The 21,138-nt window shown below is 66.6% G+C and carries 20 protein-coding genes and 1 pseudogene; 11 read left to right on the top strand and 10 right to left on the bottom strand.

Annotated elements, in window-relative coordinates; all coding sequences use genetic code 11:
- The first annotated feature begins 21 nt into the window (after positions 1–21).
- Genes E6K76_05655 through E6K76_05640 form a run of 4 tightly spaced genes read left to right on the top strand, consistent with a single transcriptional unit; the run spans position 22 to position 3,753 of the window.
- A complete protein-coding gene (locus tag E6K76_05655; GenBank protein TMQ59208.1) occupies positions 22–825 on the top strand; it encodes an enoyl-CoA hydratase/isomerase family protein in 804 nt (267 codons plus the stop codon).
- A complete protein-coding gene (locus E6K76_05650; protein ID TMQ59207.1) occupies positions 822–2,366 on the top strand; it encodes an ATP-grasp domain-containing protein in 1,545 nt (514 codons plus the stop codon). The genes E6K76_05655 and E6K76_05650 overlap by 4 nt, the downstream gene beginning before the upstream one ends.
- The gene (locus tag E6K76_05645; GenBank protein ID TMQ59206.1) at positions 2,363–2,893 is read left to right on the top strand and encodes a hypothetical protein; all 531 of its coding nucleotides are present in this window, start codon (positions 2,363–2,365) and stop codon (positions 2,891–2,893) included. The genes E6K76_05650 and E6K76_05645 overlap by 4 nt, the downstream gene beginning before the upstream one ends.
- A complete protein-coding gene (locus E6K76_05640; GenBank protein ID TMQ59205.1) occupies positions 2,890–3,753 on the top strand; it encodes a hydroxymethylglutaryl-CoA lyase in 864 nt (287 codons plus the stop codon). Before E6K76_05645 ends, E6K76_05640 begins: the two co-directional genes overlap by 4 nt.
- On the opposite strand, the gene E6K76_05635 is transcribed toward E6K76_05640, so the two are convergent.
- Complete coding sequence (locus E6K76_05635) at positions 3,748–5,016, bottom strand: cation:proton antiporter (protein TMQ59204.1); 1,269 nt, start codon at positions 5,014–5,016, stop codon at positions 3,748–3,750. The genes E6K76_05640 and E6K76_05635 overlap by 6 nt on opposite strands.
- 114 nt (positions 5,017–5,130) lie before the next feature.
- Here E6K76_05635 and E6K76_05630 point away from each other — a divergent pair, with 114 nt between their 5' ends.
- The gene (locus E6K76_05630) at positions 5,131–5,811 is read left to right on the top strand and encodes a tetratricopeptide repeat protein (protein TMQ59203.1); all 681 of its coding nucleotides are present in this window, start codon (positions 5,131–5,133) and stop codon (positions 5,809–5,811) included.
- Between the two features lie 457 nt (positions 5,812–6,268).
- Here the strand turns inward: E6K76_05630 and E6K76_05625 are convergent.
- Positions 6,269–7,171, bottom strand: a pseudogene (locus tag E6K76_05625) (zinc metalloprotease).
- Between the two features lie 360 nt (positions 7,172–7,531).
- Positions 7,532–9,166: a hypothetical protein gene (locus tag E6K76_05620; GenBank protein TMQ59202.1), complete on the bottom strand. Its 1,635-nt coding sequence runs from the start codon at positions 9,164–9,166 to the stop codon at positions 7,532–7,534.
- Positions 9,167–9,194: 28 nt separating this feature from the next.
- Between E6K76_05620 and E6K76_05615 the strand changes: the two genes are divergently transcribed.
- Positions 9,195–9,647, top strand: a complete 453-nt coding sequence (locus tag E6K76_05615; protein ID TMQ59201.1) for a GNAT family N-acetyltransferase — start codon at positions 9,195–9,197, stop codon at positions 9,645–9,647.
- 25 nt (positions 9,648–9,672) lie between these two features.
- On the top strand, positions 9,673–10,995 hold the full coding sequence (locus tag E6K76_05610; protein TMQ59200.1) for a hypothetical protein: 1,323 nt from the start codon (positions 9,673–9,675) through the stop codon (positions 10,993–10,995).
- On the opposite strand, the gene E6K76_05605 is transcribed toward E6K76_05610, so the two are convergent.
- Both E6K76_05605 and E6K76_05600 read right to left on the bottom strand, forming a co-directional pair.
- Entirely contained in the window at positions 10,979–11,866 is an 888-nt protein-coding gene (locus E6K76_05605) for an EamA/RhaT family transporter (GenBank protein TMQ59199.1), read from the bottom strand. The two genes, E6K76_05610 and E6K76_05605, sit on opposite strands and share 17 nt — an antisense overlap.
- Positions 11,863–12,366, bottom strand: coding sequence for a GNAT family N-acetyltransferase (locus E6K76_05600; protein TMQ59222.1), 504 nt, complete (start codon positions 12,364–12,366; stop codon positions 11,863–11,865). Before E6K76_05600 ends, E6K76_05605 begins: the two co-directional genes overlap by 4 nt.
- Positions 12,367–12,526: 160 nt before the next feature.
- On the opposite strand from E6K76_05600, the gene E6K76_05595 reads away from it, so the two are divergent.
- The 3 genes from E6K76_05595 (at position 12,527) to msrB (ending at position 14,819) form a co-directional block, all read left to right on the top strand.
- Positions 12,527–13,339 (top strand): sulfur transferase, encoded by an 813-nt coding sequence (locus E6K76_05595; GenBank protein ID TMQ59198.1) that lies wholly within the window; start codon positions 12,527–12,529, stop codon positions 13,337–13,339.
- Between the two features lie 176 nt (positions 13,340–13,515).
- On the top strand, positions 13,516–14,304 hold the full coding sequence (locus tag E6K76_05590; protein TMQ59221.1) for an ATP-sensitive inward rectifier potassium channel 10: 789 nt from the start codon (positions 13,516–13,518) through the stop codon (positions 14,302–14,304).
- The gene (gene msrB / locus E6K76_05585) at positions 14,301–14,819 is read left to right on the top strand and encodes a peptide-methionine (R)-S-oxide reductase MsrB (GenBank protein ID TMQ59197.1); all 519 of its coding nucleotides are present in this window, start codon (positions 14,301–14,303) and stop codon (positions 14,817–14,819) included. The genes E6K76_05590 and msrB overlap by 4 nt, the downstream gene beginning before the upstream one ends.
- Before the next feature lie 36 nt (positions 14,820–14,855).
- Here the strand turns inward: msrB and E6K76_05580 are convergent, their stop codons facing one another.
- From E6K76_05580 to E6K76_05560, 5 genes are all read right to left on the bottom strand, one after another.
- Positions 14,856–16,067, bottom strand: a complete 1,212-nt coding sequence (locus E6K76_05580) for a PQQ-dependent sugar dehydrogenase (GenBank protein TMQ59220.1) — start codon at positions 16,065–16,067, stop codon at positions 14,856–14,858.
- Positions 16,064–16,822: a succinate dehydrogenase/fumarate reductase iron-sulfur subunit gene (locus E6K76_05575; protein ID TMQ59196.1), complete on the bottom strand. Its 759-nt coding sequence runs from the start codon at positions 16,820–16,822 to the stop codon at positions 16,064–16,066. Before E6K76_05575 ends, E6K76_05580 begins: the two co-directional genes overlap by 4 nt.
- Complete coding sequence (locus tag E6K76_05570) at positions 16,819–18,555, bottom strand: FAD-binding protein (GenBank protein TMQ59195.1); 1,737 nt, start codon at positions 18,553–18,555, stop codon at positions 16,819–16,821. Before E6K76_05570 ends, E6K76_05575 begins: the two co-directional genes overlap by 4 nt.
- Positions 18,552–19,304 (bottom strand): succinate dehydrogenase, encoded by a 753-nt coding sequence (locus tag E6K76_05565; protein ID TMQ59194.1) that lies wholly within the window; start codon positions 19,302–19,304, stop codon positions 18,552–18,554. Before E6K76_05565 ends, E6K76_05570 begins: the two co-directional genes overlap by 4 nt.
- Before the next feature lie 331 nt (positions 19,305–19,635).
- Complete coding sequence (locus E6K76_05560) at positions 19,636–20,211, bottom strand: hypothetical protein (protein TMQ59193.1); 576 nt, start codon at positions 20,209–20,211, stop codon at positions 19,636–19,638.
- A gap of 328 nt (positions 20,212–20,539) precedes the next feature.
- Here E6K76_05560 and E6K76_05555 point away from each other — a divergent pair, with 328 nt between their 5' ends.
- Complete coding sequence (locus tag E6K76_05555) at positions 20,540–21,124, top strand: hypothetical protein (GenBank protein ID TMQ59192.1); 585 nt, start codon at positions 20,540–20,542, stop codon at positions 21,122–21,124.
- Positions 21,125–21,138: the final 14 nt, after the last annotated feature.

Genomic DNA, 21,138 nt, shown 5'->3' with positions numbered 1-21,138 from the left:
CCCGTTCCGCTCCCGGCACCCATGACCCAGTTCTCACGGCTCAAGCTCGAGATCAAGCCGTCCGCCGCGCGGCTCACGCTCGCGCGGCCCGAGGTGCGAAACGCCTTCGACGACGTGCTCATTGCGGAGCTGACACGGGCGCTCGAGGAGCTGCGCGCATCCTACGAGGCGGCGCCGGAACGGTCGCCGCGCGCCCTCGTCCTTGCCGGGGAAGGGGCCGTCTTCTGCGCGGGGGCCGATATGAACTGGATGCGCCGGAGCGTCGCCTACACCCAGTCCGAGAACGAAGCGGACGCGCGGCGGATGGCGGCCATGTATCGAACGCTCGATGAGCTTCCCATTCCGACGATCGCGCGCGTGCACGGCACCTCGCTCGGGGGCGGGATGGGGCTTCTCGCGTGCTGCGATATGGCGGTCGCGGTCGATACGGCGCAATTCGGCTTCACCGAGGCGCGGCTCGGGATCGCCCCCGCGGTGATCTCGCCCTTCGTGCTCCCGAAAATCGGCGGGTCCGCAGCACGCCGCTATTTTCTCACCGCGGAGATCTTCGGCGCGGTCCAGGCGAAGGAGATCGGCCTCGTGCATGAGATCGTTCCGGCCGGTGAGCTGGATCAAGCCGTGGACCGGCTCGTCGCCGCCCTCGCGGAAAACGGTCCGCGCGCGGTCTCCGCGGCGAAACGGCTCATTCGAGAGGCGCTCGCCCGGAATCGGGACGACGCGCTCGAGAACGCGATCCGCGCGATCGCCGGGCTGCGCGCCTCGCCCGAGGGGCAGGAAGGACTCGGCGCCTTTCTCGAGAAGCGCCCTCCTTCCTGGAAGCTGTGAGTCCGGCGCGCGCGGATTTCGCGACGCGCGGCCGCGAGGCGGGCGAGAGAGAGCGCGCGTTCCGAAAGGTCCTGGTCGCGAACCGGGGTGAGATCGCGGTTCGCGTCTGCCGTACGCTCAAGGAGATGGGGATCCCGTCGGCCACCGTGTACTCCGACGCGGACCGCGGCGCGCCGCACGCGCGCTCGGGGGACGAGTCGGTCGCGATCGGCCCCGCTCCTCCCGCCCAAAGCTACCTCAACGCGCAGGCAATTCTCGAGGCGGCGCGTCGCGCGGGAGCGGACGCGATTCATCCGGGCTACGGATTCCTCTCGGAGAGCGCGACCTTTGCCGGGCAATGCCGCGACGCGGGGCTCGTCTTCATCGGCCCCTCGCCGGAGAGCATGGCACGCCTCGGGGACAAAGCCGCCGCGCGCCGGACCGCGGCCGAGTGCGGCGTGCCGTGCGTCCCGGGGGCGGAGGGGATCGACTCCGTGGAGCGGGCGCTCGCGGCGGCCGAACGGGTCGGATATCCCGTGCTGCTCAAGGCGTCGGGCGGAGGCGGCGGCCGCGGCATGCGCCTCGTGCAGGCGCGTGACGAGATGCCGGCCGCGCTCGAAGCGGCGCGGCGCGAGGCGAAATCGGCCTTCGGTGACGGGCGGCTCCTCCTCGAGAAATACATCCATCCGGCGCGCCACATCGAGATTCAGGTTCTCGCCGATGGCCGCCAGGTCGTCCCGCTGGGGGAGCGCGAATGCAGCCTTCAGCGGCGACACCAGAAACTGATCGAAGAGTCCCCGTCCGTCGCGGTGACGCCCGAAATCCGCGACGCGATGCAGCGCGCAGCGGCCTCGCTCGCTCGCGCCGCCTCGTACGCCGGAGCGATGACGGTCGAGTTTCTGATGGGCGCCGACGGGGCGTTCTATTTTCTCGAGGTGAACACGCGGTTACAAGTGGAGCACACGGTGACCGAAATGCGGAGCGGGCTCGACCTCGTCCGCGCGCAAGTCCTGATCGCGGCGGGCCGCCCGGTCGGGGAGTCGCTGGGTGGGCCCGAGCCCGAGCTGCGCGGGCATGCGATCGAGGCGCGCCTCTGCGCGGAGGATCCCTATCACGGTTGGCTTCCGCAGACGGGGAGGATCCTCCTTCTCGCCTGGCCGGATGTCGAAGGATTGCGGGTCGACTCCGGCATCGCGGAGGGGCAGACGCTCCATCCTTATTACGATTCGCTCCTGGCCAAAGTGGTCGCGCACGGGCGCGACCGCGAGGACGCGAGAGCGAAGCTCCTGCTCGCGCTGCGCGGGACCGCGCTGCTCGGGGTGATCACGAACCAATCGTTCCTGATCGACCTGCTCGAGGACGCGGCATTCCGGCGCGGAGAGACGTCGACGGACACGGTCGAATCGCGCGAATGGCAGGCTCCGAAGGAGATCCCCGATGCGGCGCTCGTCGCCGCGGCGGCGTTCTTGGCCGCTCCAAGGGTCGCGCGCGGCGGCGGCGAGGAGGAGACCGACCGCTACTCGCCGTGGCGGCGCCTCGGGGCCTGGGGCAGGACGCCGTGAGCCGCCGCCTCCTCCTGCGCCATGGCGGGAACCCCCTCCCTCTCGTCTACGAGCAGAAGGACGGACGCATCGTGCTCGAGACGGACGGGCGAAGGGTCGAGGCGGATGCGAGCCGCGAGGGCTCCTGGTTCCACGTGCGCTCGCGCGGGAAGTCGACCCGCTGCGCCGTGGCGCCGGGCCGGCGCGGCGTTTGGGTTTCCTGCGAAGGGAGGTCCTATCTCTTCGAGCACGACCGTCCGGAAGCTCAGGCCAAGGCCGCGCTCTCGGCGGATGAGCTTCGCGCGCCCATGACCGGGCGCGTCGTCGAGGTGGCGGCCTCGGAGGGCGGCCACGTGCGCGAAGGAGAGCTCCTCGTGACGATCGAGGCGATGAAGATGGAATTCCGCCTGGTCGCGCCCGAGGACGGTAGGGTCGCCCAAGTGCGGTGCCGTGAGGGGGAGCGCGTCGAGCTCGGCGACCTGCTCGTCGTCCTCGAGCCGGCGGCGGAAGGCGGCGGCCCCCCTGCCGATCCAGAGAGACGCCCGTGAAAGTACGCGTGGTCGAAGTGGGGCCGAGGGACGGGCTCCAAAACGAGCCGAAGACGGTTCCGACCGACCTCAAGGTGGCCTTCGTGGACGCGCTCTCGGACGCGGGTTACGAGGAGATCGAAGCCAGTGCGTTTGTGTCGCCCCAATGGGTGCCGCAGCTCGCCGACGCGGAGGAGGTGTTCGCGCGCATCCGCCGACGCGAGACCACCGTCTACTCGGCCCTCGTGCCGAACGAGCGGGGGCTCGAGCGCGCGCTGAGCGCGAAGGTGAGGAAAGTGGCGGTCTTCACGGCGGCCTCCGAGACCTTCAACCGCAAGAACGTCAACGCCTCGATTCAGGAATCGATCGAGCGGTTCCGCCCGGTCGTGGCCGGCGCCCGCCGGGAAAAACTCCCGGTGCGAGGCTACGTTTCCACCGCGTTCTGGTGCCCGTACGAAGGGAGGATCGGGGCCGAGGCGGTCGTGGGGGTCGCGCGGCAGCTGCTGGATCTCGGCGTCGACGAGATTTCGATCGGCGACACGATCGGCAAGGCCGTCCCGGGGGAAGTGCACGTCCTGCTCGACCTCCTCCTCGATCACGTCGACCAGGACCGGCTCGCCATGCATTTCCACGATACCTACGGGAACGCGATCGCGAACGTCCTTGCCTCCTACGAGCGGGGGATCGCCGTGTTCGACTCCTCCGCCGGGGGCGTGGGCGGATGTCCGTTCGCGCCGGGCGCTGCGGGAAACGTCGCCACGGAGGATCTGATCCGTGCCCTCACGCGGAGCGGCGCCTCGCTCTCCCCCGACCTCGAGCGGGTGCGGGCCGCCTCCGACCTGCTTTCCTCGGTGCTGGGCCGGCCCCTGCGCTCTTCATGACGAAACCGCCCCCGGGGCCCGATTCGCGGGCGGCCTCACGGGCGTTCGCCCGAGGCTCCACTGGAGGGCCGCCGGGGTGACGACCGTCGTCAGGATCACCACGATCACCACCGCCGAGTAAAGCTCCGGCGTGATGACAGGCTGTCCGGCGATCGAGAGCGTGGCGCCCACGTTCGCGAAGATGAGCCCCACCTCCCCGCGCGGCACCATGCCCAGACCTACCGCGAGCCGGTTCGCGCCCCGCTCGAGCACGCCGAGCGAGCACGCCTGTTTCCCGATCCACGCCGCGAGCGTCAGGGCCAGCGCGAGCACGACGATACGGCCGTCCGCGAACGAGTCGAGCTCCACCTTGAGCCCGGTGAGCACGAAAAAGATCGGGACGAGGAACGTGGAGATCGGATGGAGGAGCGACTCGATGCTTGATTCTCGGCTTTCCTCGAAGCCCTGGAAATGGCCGGGTTCGAGGATGAGGCCCGCGGCGAACGCGCCGACGATGGGCGAAAGCCCGGCCAGGGTTCCCAGGTAGGCAAGCACGAAGCAGAAGACGAGTCCGCTCGTGAGCAGAATCCCCGTGACCCTCACGCGGGAGGCCAGAGCCAGCGCTTTCGGCGTGAGCCAGAGCCCGATCAGTATGGACGCGACGAGAAAGCCGAGCGCCCTGATCGAGATCCACGCCACCTCGAGAGCCTTGAGGCCGCCGGGACCATGATCCGCCGCCGAGATGATTCCCGAGAGGGCCGCGAGAATCACCAGCCCGAGCACGTCGTCGAAGACGGCCGCGCCCAGAATGATCCTCGCCTCGACGGTCCGCGACCTGTCCAGATCGCGGAGCACGCGGGCGGTAATTCCCACGCTCGTCGCGGTCAGGACGGCTCCCAGAAAAGCATGAACGTACACGGATTCTCCCGGCAGAAGCCACGCGCCGACCGCCCACCCGAGAGCGAACGGGGTCACGACCCCCAGCGTGGCGACGAGGACGGACGAGGGCCCGACCCGCAGCATCTCTTGGATCGTCGACTGGAGCCCCACCTCGAAAAGGAGAAGGATGACGCCGAGGGAGGCCAGAATCGCCAGAATCGGATCGGTCTTCATCGGCTCGAAGCCGCGAAAGCCCAGGAGCGTGAGGTTCCCGAGGAGGATGCCGATCACGATCTCCCCGAGAACCGCCGGCTGGCGGGCTTTGAGCGCGACCCATCCGGCGAGCTTCGCCGCGCCGAGGAGAATCGCGAGCCGGATCAGGAGCGGCGTGATCGGATCGTGCATGGCGGGCGAGGATACCTGGATCGAGGTCGATCTGGTAGGCTGGAGGGCGAGAAATTCGAGGGATCCGGCGGCTCCCCCGGCGGCCGGAATCCGGCCTGCCCAGGAGGAATCAGAATGCGTCAGTCCCACAGCATGCGTTTTTCTCTTTCATGGAGCTTCCTTCCCGCTCTCCTCGTCGCGTTCGGCCTTACGGCGGGCGCCCACGCTTCCGGGACCTCGCCGCCGCCGCGCCAGCCGCCCCCGCCGGAGGTGAACCCCGCGTCCCCGGTCGCGCCCGCGGATGCCGCGGCGAAGCCGGGCCGGGTCGAAGCGGAAAAGATCTACGCGAAGGGCTGGGACATGGTTCAGGAGGCCAAGAAGGAGCTCGCCGCGGGAAAGACCGATTCGGCGAAGAAGCGATTCGGCAAGGCGCTCAAGAAATTCGACGAAGCCGCGCAGATCGACCCTTCGTACTACCAAGCCTGGAACATGGTGGGCTTCTGCTCCCGGAAATCGGGAGATCTCAAGCGCGCGTTCGAGGCGTATCAGAAATGCCTTTCGATCGAGCCCGAATACGCGGAAGCGCACGAGTACCTCGGCGAGGCCTATCTCATGAGCGGCGACCGCGCGAAGGCGAAGGAGCAGCTTGCGTGGCTCCTTTCCCGCAAGTCGGAAGAGGCGGAGGAGCTCTCGGAGAAGATCGACGCGTTCGAAAAGGGTGGGGCGGCGGCGGTGGAGAAGGCGTCGGCCGCCGAGAAGGAAGACGGGGATAAGAAGGAAGAAGGGAAAGAAAAGGAGGAGAAGGCGGAGAAGTAACGCGGCGAGAACTCGCCCTGCGGGGCGCAAGAATCAGGGGCCGGTCCGGAGACCGGCCCCTTTTTTCACGACGGACCTTGGCGGTCCGGCTGGGTTACTTCAGCAGAGAAATCCGGCGTACGTCCACCGGTCTTCCATCGACGCGGAGCTGCAGCAGGTAGATTCCGCTCGCGAGACGGTCCCCGTCGAAATCGAACCGGTGCGCTCCCTGCGGCAGCCTGCCGTTCACGATCGTGGCGACCGTCCGGCCCTGGATGTCGTACACGCGCACCAAGGCGTGGGCTTCACGCCGCATCGAGAACTCGACTTTCGTGCGGGGATTGAACGGATTCGGATTCACGCGGAGCCCGAACGCCTCGGCGCCCTTCGCGGCCTGGATCGAACCGGTCTTGCTCGCGATCCTCGCGGAGCCGATGAGCGGGCGGTAGGTGGACATCATGAAGTCGGCGCGCGCGTCCTGCCCGGTGGTGAAGTTGTTGTAACAAAGGTCCGTCGAGTAATCCATGTAGTTGTGGATCGGATCGAGCCCCGCGGCAGGGCATGTGTCCTTGCCGGTCGGACAGCCGGAAGTCGCCGTGGCCTCAGCCGGCGTATCGCACACAAGATCGCCGCTCGAGCTGCACGAGCCGGTGTCGCAGCCGCCCTGGAATGTGTGGTAGAGCCCCACCCAATGACCTACTTCGTGCGAGGCGGTCCCTCCGAGGTTGTAGGGCGAGAGGTATCCGCCAGGCACCGAGCCGTAGTGGATCACGACGCCGTCCCGCTTGCCGTTCGTCTGCAAGTCCCAGGGGAAGGTGGCCCAGCCGAGGAGGTTCTGTCCCGGCGCGGCGGTGTAGAGGTTCAAGGAGGCATTCTGGTCGATCGCGAGCGCGTTTTTCGCCTGAGCCTCGCGCGACGACCCCGGGGTCATCCCAAACCACTTGCGGTTGTTCGTGCGGTCCACGCTCGCGAGCACGAAGGTGTAGCCGGTGTTCCGGGCGCCCGTGACGGGGTTGCCGTTGTAGTCCTGGCCGGCGTAGTTCCGGTTCAGGACGAGTATCTGCGCATCGATCTGCGACTGCGGGATGTTCCCTGTGCTCCCCGAGTAGATCACGTGGAAGTGGACCGGAATCACGCCCCCAGCCTGAACGCGGTTCTCCGTGATCCAGCGCTGGATTTGGTCGAAGTCGGGGGAGGTTTTCGGCTTGCCACGATCGACGGTGCCGCATCGGAAGACGGTTTGCCCATTGTCCGCCTGCTGGCGCGCGTCCGTCAGCCCCTGACCCGCATCGGGCTTTTCGGCTGCGGCGATGCCGAGCCCCAGGAGACAGAAAAGCAGGATCGCGGCCAGAGTCAGAAGCGCGAGACGACTCCGATTCATGGGACCTCCTTTGTTCGACGATACGATCGGGGACGAGGGAGGAATCTGAACGGGGAGCTTACGAGGAGGATCGCGGCCGGATGTTGACGCATGGAATCGGCGGAGCGGCGAGAGGGCGTCGGCCACGCCCGAGCCCCGGACGCCGGGGGAAAAAATCAACGGGGACCGCGTTCCCGCGATCCCCGCTCCTAACCCCCCGCCTTCCCTGGCAAGGTATCCCTCCCTGCGCTTTTTCACCGCGCGGGGATAGGCATACGGACCATATCGGTAGGCTCCTCCGCGATCATGAGCGCAAAATTGACTACGTAGAATTCCGGGCCCAGGAGTGCCGTAGCCGGGCTCGCCCGGCGCAGCCTGGACCTATTTCGGCAGCAGCCGCTGCTGCGTCTTCTCGCGCCTGAGCACGTCTTTGTTCAGGACCTTGAACTCGACCCGGCGGTTCTTGGCGCGACCCAGCTCCGTCGAGTTGTCGGAAATCGGGCGCGACGCGCCATATCCGACGGCGGTGAACTGCTCGGGATCCAGCTCGAGGAACTTGTCCGTGATGTATCGGAGCACCGCCTGGGCGCGCCCCTTGCTGAGTTTGAGGTTCTGCGCCGCCGAGCCCCGCGAATCGGTGTGGCCCCCGATCTCGATCCGGAGATCGGGCCACCGTGCCAGGATGTTCCCGACCTCGTCGAGCGCCGCCCGTGAATCCGGCCGGATATCCGCGCTGCCGGTAGTGAAATTGATGTCTTGAAGACGGATCATCCCGGTTTCGAGCAGCTCGGTTTCCTTGTCGCTCACGATGATCGGGCAACCCACCCGATCCACCTTGGCGTTGGCCGGGGTTTCCGGACACTCGTCCAGCCCATCGCAGACGCCATCCTGGTCGGCGTCGGTCGGGCAACCGTTGCTGTTCACGATGCATCCTTTGGGAGTGCCGGGGCACTGGTCGATGCCGTCGTAGACCTTGTCCTCGTCCGAATCGCGCGGACAGCCGTTCGCGTCCACGATCGCGCCGGCGGGTGTCCCCGCGCACCTGTCGAGCCCGTCCGGGACGCCGTCGCCGTCGCTGTCGATGGGGCAGCCGCGCGCATCCACGATCGCGCCTGGCGGTGTGTTGTTGCACGCGTCGATCCCATCAACGACCCCGTCGCCGTCGCTGTCGATCGCGCAACCGTTGGCATCCACGCGCGCGCCGGCGGGCGTCCCGGGGCAGCGATCCAGCCTGTCCGGAACCCCGTCACCATCCTGGTCCCTGGGGGTTCCTCCAAAGGCGAAGGAAACGCCCGCGAATACCTCGGTATGCTGGCGATATCCCTCGGGGCGGCCCGGGTAGTAGAAGATGGCCTTGTATCTCATATCCCGCCCTTCGACCCGCAGGGATGTCCTCTCGCTCACGGCCACGTTGAGGCCCATGCCGCCGCCGAGGATGAGGCGTCCTGTCCCGCTCCCGGAGCCGTCCCTTTGGAACGAGACGAGCCCGGTCCCCACCGTCACATAAGGGGAGACCATGCGATCGCTCGCGGCAAACCACGTCAGATTTCCATCGAAGTGAGACAGGCTGAGCGAGGGAACTCCCGCCTGGATACCGCTCGACTTGATGAAGCTCGCATGGACCTCGAAGGCCAATTGGGGGGACAGGCGGGTGCCGACAATCGCGCCGAATTGCGGGCGGCTGGCCTTTACGAGAAACTCATTGGGGATCCAGGCGACGCCCCCGCCGGGAACGACCCAAAAGGTCTGGTCGGCAACGGCCGTTCGCGGGATCGGGCAGAGGATGGCGAGCACGAGGAAGAGACCCCGCCAGACGGCGCCGCGCTTGGTGAAGATCATCTGGGGTGAGCCATCTTTGGTATGCCCCCCTTTCAGCAGTCGGCGCAGCCTACGAAAAGCAGGGCGCCCGACGCAAGCAGCTTTTCGGCGACCCGTCCCGCCCGAGAAAATCGCGGCGCGGGCCGCGCGGGGACGGGTCCGCACCTTGCGGGCGCCTGGGCGGGTGGAGCGGCTCATGAAGGACGGGATGTGATACTCTCAGCCCATGAGCGCGATCGCCGAGCAGGTCCGCATCCGCTCCCTCTCCGAGCTCGATATCGCCCGCATCATCGCGATCGACGAGCGGCTCACCGGCGTGTATCGGCCGGATGTGTGGGAGCGCCGGGTCATGTACTATTTGAGGCGCGATCCCGACGCGAGCCAGGTCGCGGAACTGGGCGGCAAGCAGGTCGGATTCATGCTCTCGGACTTGAGAGGTGGGGAGTTCGGCCTCGAGGAGACGAGCGGCTGGATCGAGCGTTTCGGAGTCGACCCGGATTATCAGGGGCGTTCCATCGGCCGGCGTCTTTTCGAAGCCGTCGTGGAGCATCACAAGCGGCTGGGCGCGACGACCGTGCGCACGCTGGTAGAGCAGAACGATTCCGATCTCGCATCGTTCTTGCGAGCCGTCGGATTCAAGAACGCCCCGCTCGTAGCGCTCGAGATGAAGATCGGGTGAGGGCCTCCGCGGAATCGGGCAACCCATGAACGTCGAGCAAACCACCCTTCCCAAGAAATACCACGACGCCGTGCTGCACTGGCAGCGCCACAACTTTCCGGATTACGGTCTTCTCCCCGAGAACTGGCAGAAATACTTCCCGAGCGATCCCGAATTCTGTCTCTGCGCCAAGATGGAGCTCGGTATGGGGGACGAGGTGGAGGTCGGGGACGCCAAGGGGGCGAAGCGCCGCGTGAAGCCCGAGGAGCTGGGCGAGGAACCCGCGAAACACCTGCTCGCCATCATCCGAGCCCAGGCCTCGACCGAGTTCGGGTCGATCCAGCAGCACGAAGGCACACTCGCCCGCGCGCAGGACGACGAGGACCGATTCTGGGTGCTCCGCGTGATGGCCGAGGAGCTGCGCCACGGGTACCAGATGTTCCACCTCCTCGTTTCCCAGGACTGGAGCGGCGTATCGGGGCAGAAGGCGGAGGAGATGGTCGAGGAGATCCTCTCCATGCAGACCGGATCGCACGTCCTGGACGCGTTCAACCTCGAGTACGACTCCTTCGTGGACAACGTCGTCTTCGCCGCGGTGATCGACCGCGTGGGCAAGTACCAGCTCTCCATGCAGCGCGTCTGCTCCTACAAGCCCTTCGCGGCCTCGATGCCCCCGATGCTCCGGGAGGAGGCGTTCCATCTCGCCGCGGGTGTGATCCCGCTGCGGCGGTGGGTGCAGCGGGCCGCCCAGGGGAACGCCCTCATCACGACGTCGGCCATCCAGAAGGCCTTCAACAAGTGGATGCCACGCGGGCTCGAGATGTTCGGGCACGAGAAGGGTGGCGAATCGAATATCCGGTTCGGCTTCAAGAACATGAAAAACGCGGAAGCGCAGGGGCTCTACTACGAGGAATGCAAGCGCATGATCGCGGACCTGAACCAGCGGTACATCCGCGAGCGGCTGCCGAAGCTTTCCCCGCCGGAGGCCGAAGCGCTGGCGGAGCGCCTGCTGAGCGACCGCGGACGCCACGACGGGGTCAGCCACGAGGACCTGATCGTGCTGCCGGCGAAGGGGTTCTTCCGGCGCAAGGGGGACGCCGCGTTCACCATGGTCGGGTTCGCGGGAGAGTCCTTCACCGACGTGGAGGAGTATGTGAGGCATCTGGCGGCCCACCTGCCGGAGCCCTATCTCGCGAGCCGCGACATGAAGCACTACGTGGAGACCTTGCGCCAAGTCCACGCCGGCACCATCACCCTGGAGCAGGCGATCCGGAAAGTGCCCTCGCTGAAGCGGGTCGGCGGGGCGTGTCCCTGCTCGAAGTCGGTCCGCTGGGTGGTGGAGGACGCCGGAGCTAAGCGGCCGTCGTAGCCTCCGTCGCTGACGTCCCCCGCGAATCGAGCCAGGTCTTCACCAGCGTCCCCCCGAGAATAATCGCGCCGCCTACCAGCGACCATGCACGCGGTTTCTCGCCGTGGATGAGCCAGGACCAGACGGGGTTCAGCACGGGCTCGAGCAGAAGGAGCATCGACGTTTCGAGCGCCCGTACGTGGCGCATCCCGGATGTGAGGAACACGTAGGCGATCCCGATCTGGATCGTGCCGAGCCCACCTACGATCGCCCAGTCGAGCGGCCTCGCGCCGATGACAGGCAGCGCGAAGGGCAGACCCACGAAGAAGGCGATCAGATTTCCGATCACGACGGCGGGAACGGCGGAGCCCGCCCCCTCGCGCCGCCCCATCCATCGCAGCCCCATCAACGTCAAGGCCCAGGAGAGACCGCTCAGCGTCGCGAGGATGTTGCCGTGGAAGGGATCGGGCGCGGTTGCATAGCGGCGCTCGGTGCCCACGAAGAGGAGCGCCATCCCGATCCCCACGACGGCCATCACCGCGACATCGCGCCCTCGGATGGCCTCGCGCAAAAGCCACGGGGAGAGGAGCAGAATGTAGAGCGGGGCGGTCGATTGGAGGAAGATCGTGTTCGCCGAGGTCGTGAGCTTGTTCGCCAGCACGAAGAGCGTCACGGTCGCTGCGTACGCGATTCCGACGAGCGCGGCGCGCGCGTTCCAGCCCCGTCGCGCTTCGGGCAGGAGGATCAGGAGCGTGACGGCGGCGATCCCCGATCGGAAGCTGGCCACCTGCCAGCTCGTAAGCTCGCACGCCTTGATCCCCGCGCCGCCGATCGAGAACGTCAACGCGGCGGCGAGAACGCGAAGCCGCGCACCGGCGGTGGAAACGCTCATTCGCGGATGAGGGCGTAGAGGAAGGAGTCCACCGTCCGGCCCTCCTTCGTGACTCGTTTGCGGAGCCGCGCCTCACGCGAAAAACCTGCCTTCTCGAGAACGCGCGCCGACGCCAGGTTCCATTCGAAGACGTGCGCCTCCAGGCGGACGAAATCGAAGCTCGCGAATGCGTACTGGGTCACGGCCCGCACCGCCTCGGTCGCGATGCCGCGTCCCCAGAAGGCTTCGCCCAGCCAGTATCCGATGGCGGCGGTGCGCCGGTGAACGTCCGTTCCGGGATGAAGCCCGATCCCGCCGACTGCCTTCCCGTCCACGGCGATTGCGAAGTGGTTCGGCGCGGCCTGCTGGATCCAGCTCTCCGCATCCGCGCGGGTATAGGGAAGGGGAAAGGCGTCGTGGAGGTTCCGCCAAACCTTGATGTTGTTCGCCTGCTGGGCGAGCGAATCGGCGTCGGTCGGCCGCCAGTCCCGCACCGAGCATTGCTTGAGCGTGAGCTCCATCATGGCTCGCTCCATCATGGCTCGATCGTGTCCCGTTCCGGAGAGCCTCGAATTGCCCTTGAAAGGCCCGAACGATGCCGCCTAGCATCGTGGCTCCCCTGTGAAAGCGAGGAAGAGAATGCGAGACAATACCAGGAAACTCGGAGGCCGTGGCGCGGCCGTGGGGCGCGCCGCTTTCCTGCTCCTCGTGGCGGCGACGCTGGCCCTGGGCCGGGTCCCGGCCTCCGGCGCGGATCCGACGGCCCCGGGGATCGCCTGCCCGATTGCCCAGGCGATCCTCGGCGAGGTGGGGCAGCCCACCCCGGAGATCTCGACCGACAAGATGGTGCGCTTCCTCGCGGCCCGGTCGCGCCTCGTGATCGACGTTCGTCCTTACGATGAGTTCGCGGTGAGCCACATCCCGGGGTCGGTCAACACCGCGCCCAAGCCGGGGCTCCCGATGTCGCAGTACACCTCCGACGTCGGCGAGATCGACAAGATCGCCCGCGGCAACAAGAGCACACCGGTCATTCTCTACTGCAACGGACCCTTCTGCGGCAAGAGCCAGCGCCTCGCGGCCGACCTCCTCGCCGCGGGATACACCGACGTCCGCCGCTATCAGCTCGGCATCCCGGTGTGGCGGGCGCTCGGCCACGCGACCCAGGTCGAAGCGGGGGCGATTTGGTCGACGCTCGACAAGGACCGCACCGCCGTCGTCATCGACGCTCGGGAGGCGGGCGCGTTCCAATCGGGCAGCCTCCCGGGGGCGCGAAGCGTCCGGTCCGGTGAGGTGGCGAAGGCGAAGGACGACGGGCGTCTCCCCATGCTCGACCACAACACCCGTATCTTCGTGATCGGCAAGGACGAGACCGAGGCCGCAGCCGCGGCGGAGGAGATCGCGAGGAACGCGTTCCATAACGTGTCCTTCTTCGCCGGATCCGTCGAGACGCTGAAGCAGGGCCGGGAGCACGCGGGAGCGCCGGGATCTCGGTGAGCGCACGACCCGAGCCCGGTCTCCTGAGTGAGGACGAGCTTCGCGATCTAGGATTCGGCTCGTTCGTCGCCAGCGAGAGCCGCCAGCGGCTCTTGAACAAGGACGGCACCTTCAACGTCGTCCGCCACGGACGAGGATTTTTCGCCTCCACCAGTCCTTACCACGCGCTCCTCACGATGCCCTGGCGGCTCTATTTCGCGCTCGTGATCGCCGCCTATCTCCTCGTGAATACGCTGTTCGCGGCGGCGTATACCCTCTGTGGCCCTGGCGCCCTGGAGATCGCGGGGCCGCACATGGCGACCTTCCCCGAGGCGTATTTCTTCAGCGTTCAGACCCTGGCCACCATCGGCTACGGGAGGATCGCCCCGGTGGGAATAGCGGCCAACGTGCTCGTGACGCTGGAATCGCTCGTGGGCCTCCTGGGGTTCGCTTTGGCCACCGGGCTCCTCTTCGCGCGCTTTTCGCGCCCCGTGGCGGACATCGTCTTCAGCCGGAACGCGGTCATCGCCCCCTACCGGGGACAACGAGCCTTCGAGTTCCGGATCGCCAACCGGCGCAACAACCAATTGCTCGAGCTGGGCGCCCAGGTTCTCTTCTCCCGCCTCGAGTCCCGGAACGGAAAGCGCGTGCGGCGGTTTTACGACCTGTCACTGGAACGCCACAAGGTCGTATTCTTTCCGTTGAGTTGGACCGTCGTGCATCCGATCGATGCGGCGAGCCCTCTTCACGGTCTCACGCCCGAGGATCTGGCGGGCGCCGACGCGGAGGTCTTGATCCTGCTCACCGGAATCGACGAAGCGTTTTCTCAGACGGTGTTGGCCCGGTCCTCGTACAAGCCCGAGGAGATCGTGTGGAACGCGAGATTCATGGACATTTTTCAGCGGCGGCGGGACGGTGGCCCTCTGGCGATCGACGTCGGCAAGATCCACGCGATCGAGGAGCTTTCCGCGACCGGGGTGTCGTGAGACGAGGAACTGTGGCGGCGCTCCTTTTGACGGCGGCGATCCTCGGAGCTTCCGCGTTCGCCGGCCCCGTCGCGAAACAGATCAAGATCTTCTCGGCCGACAAGGGGAAATACGTCATGGTGGATCGCGTGCAGAAAACCGACGCGGAATGGAAGAAGGGCCTCACGCCGGAGCAGTACAACGTCACCCGGCAAAAAGGGACGGAGCGGGCGTTCACGGGCGCCTACTGGAACCACCACCAGCACGGCGTCTATCGGTGCGTCTGCTGCGGGAACGATCTCTTCAAGTCGGAGGCGAAGTTCGAGTCCGGCACGGGATGGCCGAGCTTCACCGCGCCGATCGCGCCGGAAAACGTGCGGAGCGCGGTGGACAAGTCGATGTTCGTGAACCGGGACGAGGTTCTCTGCGCGCGCTGCGACGCCCACCTGGGGCACGTGTTCGACGACGGACCGAAGCCGACCGGGCTCCGCTACTGCATCAACTCGGCGTCGCTCAAGTTCGTGAAAGGAAAGTAGGCGCTCCGGGCGGCCGCGCCTTCCCTTGGGCGGTCCCTACTTCCTCGCGATCCGGTACACCTCGCCGCTGAGCAGAACCATGTAGAGCTCGCCTCGCGCGTCCTGCCCAAACGAGCTCAAACCCGCCATCGGACCGCCGGCCTGGGTGCGCAGGGCCGACGTCCAGTCTGCCTGACCGCTGGCGGTGCCTCGGTCGATCCGGAAGCTGCGGATGATGCCCGTGCAGTAATCCCCGTAGAAGTAGACGCCGTCCAGCTCGGGGATCTCACGGCCTCGATAGACGTATCCACCCGTGATGGAGCATCCGTCCCGGTGCGGGTATTCAACGACAGGGCGCACGAGCCCGGTTGGATTACAGTTCGGCCTCGCGAAGCAGTGCAGGCCTTCCATGATGCTCCAGCCGTAGTTCTTCCCTCCCGCGCGATGAGGCTCGTAGTCCACCTCTTCCCAGAGGTTCTGCCCCACGTCCGCGATGTAGAGATCGCCGGTGTGGCGGTCGAAAGAGAAACGCCAAGGGTTCCTCAATCCGTAGTCCCAGGTCTCCCCTCGCGCGCCCGTGCGTCCGACAAAGGGATTGTCCGCCGGAATCGAGTAGGGCGACCCGGAGTCGACGTCCAGGCGCAGAATCTTCGCCAGGAGCGACCCGAGGTTCTGCCCATTCTGGTACGTGTCTCCGGCTCCGCCGCCGTCTCCGAGGGCCACGTAGAGAAATCCATCCGGACCGAATGTGATCTGCCCGCCGTTGTGGTTCGACGCGGGCTGATCGACAAAGAGGATCTCGCGCTCGGTCGCGGACGCGCTGTCCGGATTGGCGGACACCAGGAACTCCACGACATGCGTATCGCCGGCCCGGTCGGTGTAGTCCACATAGAACTTGCCGTTCGCCGCATACTGCGGATGAAACGCAAGCCCCAGGAGTCCTTGCTCACTTCCGTTACTGACGCGGGAGGAAATGTCGAGGAAGGGTCGGGGGTCGAGCGCGCCGTTCCTGAGAATCTGAATCGTTCCCGGCTTCTCGACGATGAAAAGCCGCGTGCTGTCGCCGGGCGCCGTCTCGAGCCCCAGGGGCCCGGAGAGGCCGGCTACGACGAGGAGGGCTTGGATCGGCGCGCCGCCGTTTGCCGGAGGTCCAGGCACCGACGTCTGCCGCTTTCCGCCGCACGATGCCACGAGGACGATCAGGGAGAGGAGGAGGACGCGGTGCGGCCTCGCGACGCGGCGTTGAGCCACCCGGGGCGCCGTGACTATTCGTCCTTCTTTTTTCCCGTTACGAGGCGGACGAGCATTCGAACAGGATCGTAATGATCGTCGACCACACGCTCCTTGAGCGGAATGATCGCGTTGTCGGTGATCATGATGTCCTCGGGGCATACCTCGGTGCAGCACTTGGTGATATTGCACAGCCCGATTCCCGCACCCTGTTTCAGGAACTTCGTGCGGTTGAGCGCGTCGATCGGGTGCATTTCGAGCCCCGCCACGCGCACCAGGAAGCGCGGGCCCGCGAAGGCGTCGGTGCGGCCGTGCGAGCGGAGCACGTGGCAGACGTCCTGGCAGAGGAAGCATTCGATGCACTTACGGAACTCCTGCACGCGGTCGATGTCTTCCTGTTTCCACCGCCATTCGGCGTCCTGTTTCGGCGTGAAGGGCGGGATCTTCTTGTTCACCTCGTAGTTCCATTTTACGTCCGTCACGAGGTCCTTGACGATCGGGAACGCCTTCAGCGGCTGCACGACCACCGGCTTGCCGGGCGGGAGCGCGTCCATCCGCGTCTTGCACAGGAGCTTCGGCTTCCCGTTCACCTCCGCGCTGCACGATCCGCATTTCGCCGCCTTGCAGTTCCACCGCACCGCGAGGTCCGGCGCCTGATGTCCCTGGATGTGGTGAATGGCGTCGAGCACGACCATGCCCTCCTCGAGCGGCACGCGGTACTCCTTGAGCCCGCCGCCCGAGGCGTCGCCGCGATAGACGTGCAGAACCGCTTCCGCCACGCTGCCTCCGATCAGGACTTGACGCCCGCGGGCTCCGCCTCAAAAAGCGCGCGGAGCTCGTCGGGCATCCGGGGTAGGGGAGACTGGGAGACGCGCACGTTTTCGCCGTCCTGCGTCGCGACGCTGTTCACGTTGCCCAGCTCGGGGTTGAGGTTCGGATAATCGAGTCTCGCGTGAGCGCCGCGGCTCTCCCGGCGCTGAAGCGCGCACCGGGCGATCGCGTCGCTGACCGTCAGCATGTTCTTGAGGTCGTGCGCCAGGTGCCAGCCCGGATTGAAAGCCCGGGAGCCCTCCACCCGGACGGTGCCCGCTTCGGCCTTGAGCTTCCGGATCTCCTCGATCCCACTCGAGAGATCCTCCTCGGTGCGGAAGATTCCCACGAGCGATTGCATGGACTTCTGCAATTTCCTGTGGATCGAGTAGGGGTCCGGTCCGTCCGCGCGCTCGAACGGCTCGAGCAGCTCGCGCTCGGCGGCGGCGACCTGTGCCGGATCGACCGCCGCGTGCCCGGGAGCTTTCGCCGCGTGGGCCGCGGCGCCCGCGCCCGCCCGCCTGCCGAACACGAGGAGATCGGAAAGCGAGTTCCCCCCGAGCCGGTTCGCGCCGTGCATGCCCCCCGAAGCCTCGCCCGCCGCGAAGAGCCCCGGAACCGTCGCGGCCCCCGTGTCGGCATCCACGCGGACGCCTCCCATGATGTAGTGCACCGTCGGCCCGACCTCCATCGGACCCTTCGTGATGTCGATGTTCGCGAATTCCATGAACTGGTGGTACATCGACGGAAGCTTCTTCTTCACCACCTCGGCGGGTTTGTGGGAAATGTCCAGGAAGGCGCCGCCGTGGGGGCTCCCGCGGCCTTCCTTGACTTCCATGTAGATGGCCCGCGCCACCATGTCGCGCGTGGAAAGGTCCATTCGCTTCGGATCGTATCGCTCCATGAAACGCTCGCCGGTGGCGTTCCGGAGTACTCCCCCCTCGCCGCGCACCGCTTCGGTGACCAGGAGCCCCTGCACCCCCGGGGGCCACACCATCCCGGTCGGATGGAACTGGACGAACTCCATGTCGATCAGCTCGGCTCCGGCGCCCAGCGCGAGCGCGTGGCCGTCCCCGGTGTACTCCCACGAGTTCGTGGTGATCGTGTAGGCTTTTCCGATCCCCCCGGTGGCCAGGACGACGGATTTCGCGCGGAACAGGACGAAGCGTCCGGTCTCCCGCCAATACGCGAAGGCTCCCACGACGCGGGAATCCTGCTTCAAGAGCTTCGTGACGGTGCACTCCATGTAGACCTCGAGGCCCTGGTGCACCCCGAAATCCTGGAGCGTTCGGATCATCTCGAGCCCCGTGCGGTCGCCGACGTGCGCGAGACGCGGCGAGGAGTGCCCGCCGAAATTTCGCTGGAGGATCCGGCCGTCCTCGGTCCGGTCGAACACGGCGCCCCATCGCTCGAGCTCGCGGACGCGATCGGGCGCCTCCTGCGCGTGGAGCTGAGCCATGCGCCAGTTGTTGAGCATCTTTCCGCCGAGCATGGTGTCCTTGAAGTGGACTTTCCACGAGTCGCTCGGATCGACGTGCGCGAGCGCCGCGGCAACGCCTCCCTCGGCCATGACCGTGTGGGCCTTGCCGAGCAGCGATTTGCAGACCACGCCCACCCGCGCGCCCTGCGCCGAGGCCTCGATCGCCGCGCGGAGCCCCGCGCCTCCGGCGCCGATCACGAGCACGTCGACGTCGTGTGATTCGTAGCGCTCGCTCACAGGAGCCTCACGTCATGGAAGATTCCCATCGAGACAAGGCGGACGTACACGTCCGCAAAGCAGACGGCCACGAGCGAGATCCACGCGAACCCCATGTGATGCTCGTTCAGGGCCGAGACGCGCAGCCAGGCGCCGTGACGCCCGCGCGCGGCGGCGGTGCAGGAAAAGCAGTCGAGCTTTCCGCCGACCAGGTGCCGGAAGGAATGGCAGGAAAACGTGTAGAGGGTCAGCGTCCCTGTGCTCGCGAGGATCGCGAGCGTCCCGAGGCCGATCCCGAGCCGTCCATCGAACCAGAGCGCACGCCAGACATCGTGCCAGAGAAAAAAGAGCCAGAGGAACGCGAGGTAGAAGGCGAAGCGGTGGAGGTTCTGGAGCACGAAGGGAAACCTGGTTTCGCCGGTGTACTTGCCCCGGTGCAACTCCCCGACCGCGCAGGCCACGGGATCCAGGAAGAAGGCGCGGTAATAGGCCTTCCGGTAGTAGTAACACGTTGCGCGGAAGAGGATCGGCGGGATCAGAATGAGAAGCGCGGGAGAAAGGGGCCACCAGGGAGCGTGGATCCTCGGCGAGTAAAGGGGCGAGAGGTAGTTGCCGGACTCGAAATGGGCGCCTTGCAGTGCCGCCCAGGTCGCGTAGCCCCCGAGCAGGAGAAGACCAAGGGCGACCGACCCCGGCGCGAGCCACCACGAATCCCCCCGGCTCGTGGACCCGAAGCGCTCACGCGAGGCCGCGTGTGCGGTTTCCGCCATTCAGGCCTCCATCTGATCATGCTAGTCGAACAAAGACGGTCGAGCGGGCGAGTCTACCACGGGCCTCCCGTGAAATAAATCGGCCAGCGCTCCGTATGGAGCCGCGCTGGCCGCACGACGTGGGATGTCGGGATTCCTTGGGATCCTAGGGCGCCTTCGCCCCCGGGATCGTTCCCGGCAGTCCCGGCCCCTCTTCGGGGGCGATGTCGGCCCGATACTTCCGCCGACTACTCATAACGATATTCCGATCGCGAGTCGAAGCAAGGGGCAGGCGCCCGATACTCCTCTGCCCCTTGGCACGGTGAATGCCATTCCGTAGAGGTTCGTAGTCTTACCCGTCGTAGTCTTGGTCATTCTCGTCGTCGGCATGGTAGGGGCCGTCCCAGTCCATGTCGTACCCGTCGTCCCAGTTGCTCGCGTGAACCGCGTATCCGTCCGGCCCATGATCGCAGTGCACCACGTGCGCCGCGTAGGCGTCGTAGGAATCGAACCGGGCATCGCAGAAATTACAGCCGTACAGGTAATGCGGGCGCACGATCCGGGCGCGGATGTTGAAGCCACCGATGCACGCGTCCGCGGCAATGAAATAGCGGACCGGCCGGACGTAGAGGCAGCCGCCGTGGAATCTCGGCTCGACGAAGATCCGCCGGGCGCGGAAGGAACGGCCATAGCGGTGGTCACGGATCACGATCACGTCCCGGCGAACCGGAATCCCGCGCCACGAACGGTAGCCGCCCCGAGAGCCCCGACCGCTCCAGCCGCCCCACGACCCCCGACCGTTCCACTCGCGCTCATGCTCCCGCGTTTCGACCCGCCGGCCCCCTTCCTTAGGGTTCCACCACTTGCCCTGATCGGCTTGGGCGGGGAGGGGGGCCCCCAGCAGAATCGTGACGCCGAGGGAGCTCACGAGGGCTTTCCGGATTCGACATCGTGTGCTTCCGACCATGAGAACCACTCCTTTCCAGCGTGTGGGGAGCTTCCCCAACGCGTCCGGGTAGGAGAAAAAGCAACCTGCGTGCCCAGTTAGAGCGCAAGGCATAAGTAATTGTCGGTGAGTAAGGTGCACCATATGATCGCCGCCATTTTCCTGCCCGGGGCGTGACGGACTGAAACCACGGTTGCGGTTCCGTCACACCTCTCCTAGGCTCAACCGCGCGACCCCCTCTGCCGATAGAAAGACGAGCGCCGGACGGGGTCGGTGCCCTCTCGCTTAACCAAACCAAAGGAGTCAGTCCATGGCTTCCCTGAGCGAAAACGAGCGCACGGAATACGCCGCCCTGATGAGCCGCGGGCGCGACGCGGAGCGCACCAGCCACTTCTGCTGGATCGCTTCCGGTATCGCCGCCACGGTTCTCATGTCCTGGGCCATCGCCGCCCGGAGGCCCGCCCCCATGCTGCCGGTGGTCTTTGCCGTCGCCTACGGCTTCTATACGACCATGCACGGACGGCAGCAAACCCGGTTGATCGCGGGCTATGTGAAGGAATTCTTCGAAGGGCGCGACACCGGCCCGCAGTGGTTCACGCGCCTCGCGCACCTCGAGACCGTACCCGGCTTCAGCCCGTCCATGAGTGACTGGCTTGCGACGTCGCTGGCGAACGTGGTTGTCCTGGCCGCGATCGTGTTCGCGTGGCTCTTCGCGCCCGCGGCGCCGCGTGGCGAGCTCTACGCGGGGATCGTGACCGGTTGCGGGATCGCGTTCGCGATTCACTCGATTTTGGAGACAACCCGTCTCCGCCAGAGCGACGCGGCTACGTCTTGGCGCCAGGTGCGCACCGCCCCGGCCGAGGATCGCCGGCCTGCTCGAGTCGTGGTGAAATAGGGGCAAATTAGAAG

The organism is Candidatus Eisenbacteria bacterium, assembly GCA_005893275.1.
In the GTDB taxonomy this organism is placed as follows: domain Bacteria; phylum Eisenbacteria; class RBG-16-71-46; order SZUA-252; family SZUA-252; genus WS-7.
The sequence above is the reverse complement of the archived record's forward strand: the minus strand, read 5'-3'. Positions and strand labels throughout refer to the sequence as shown.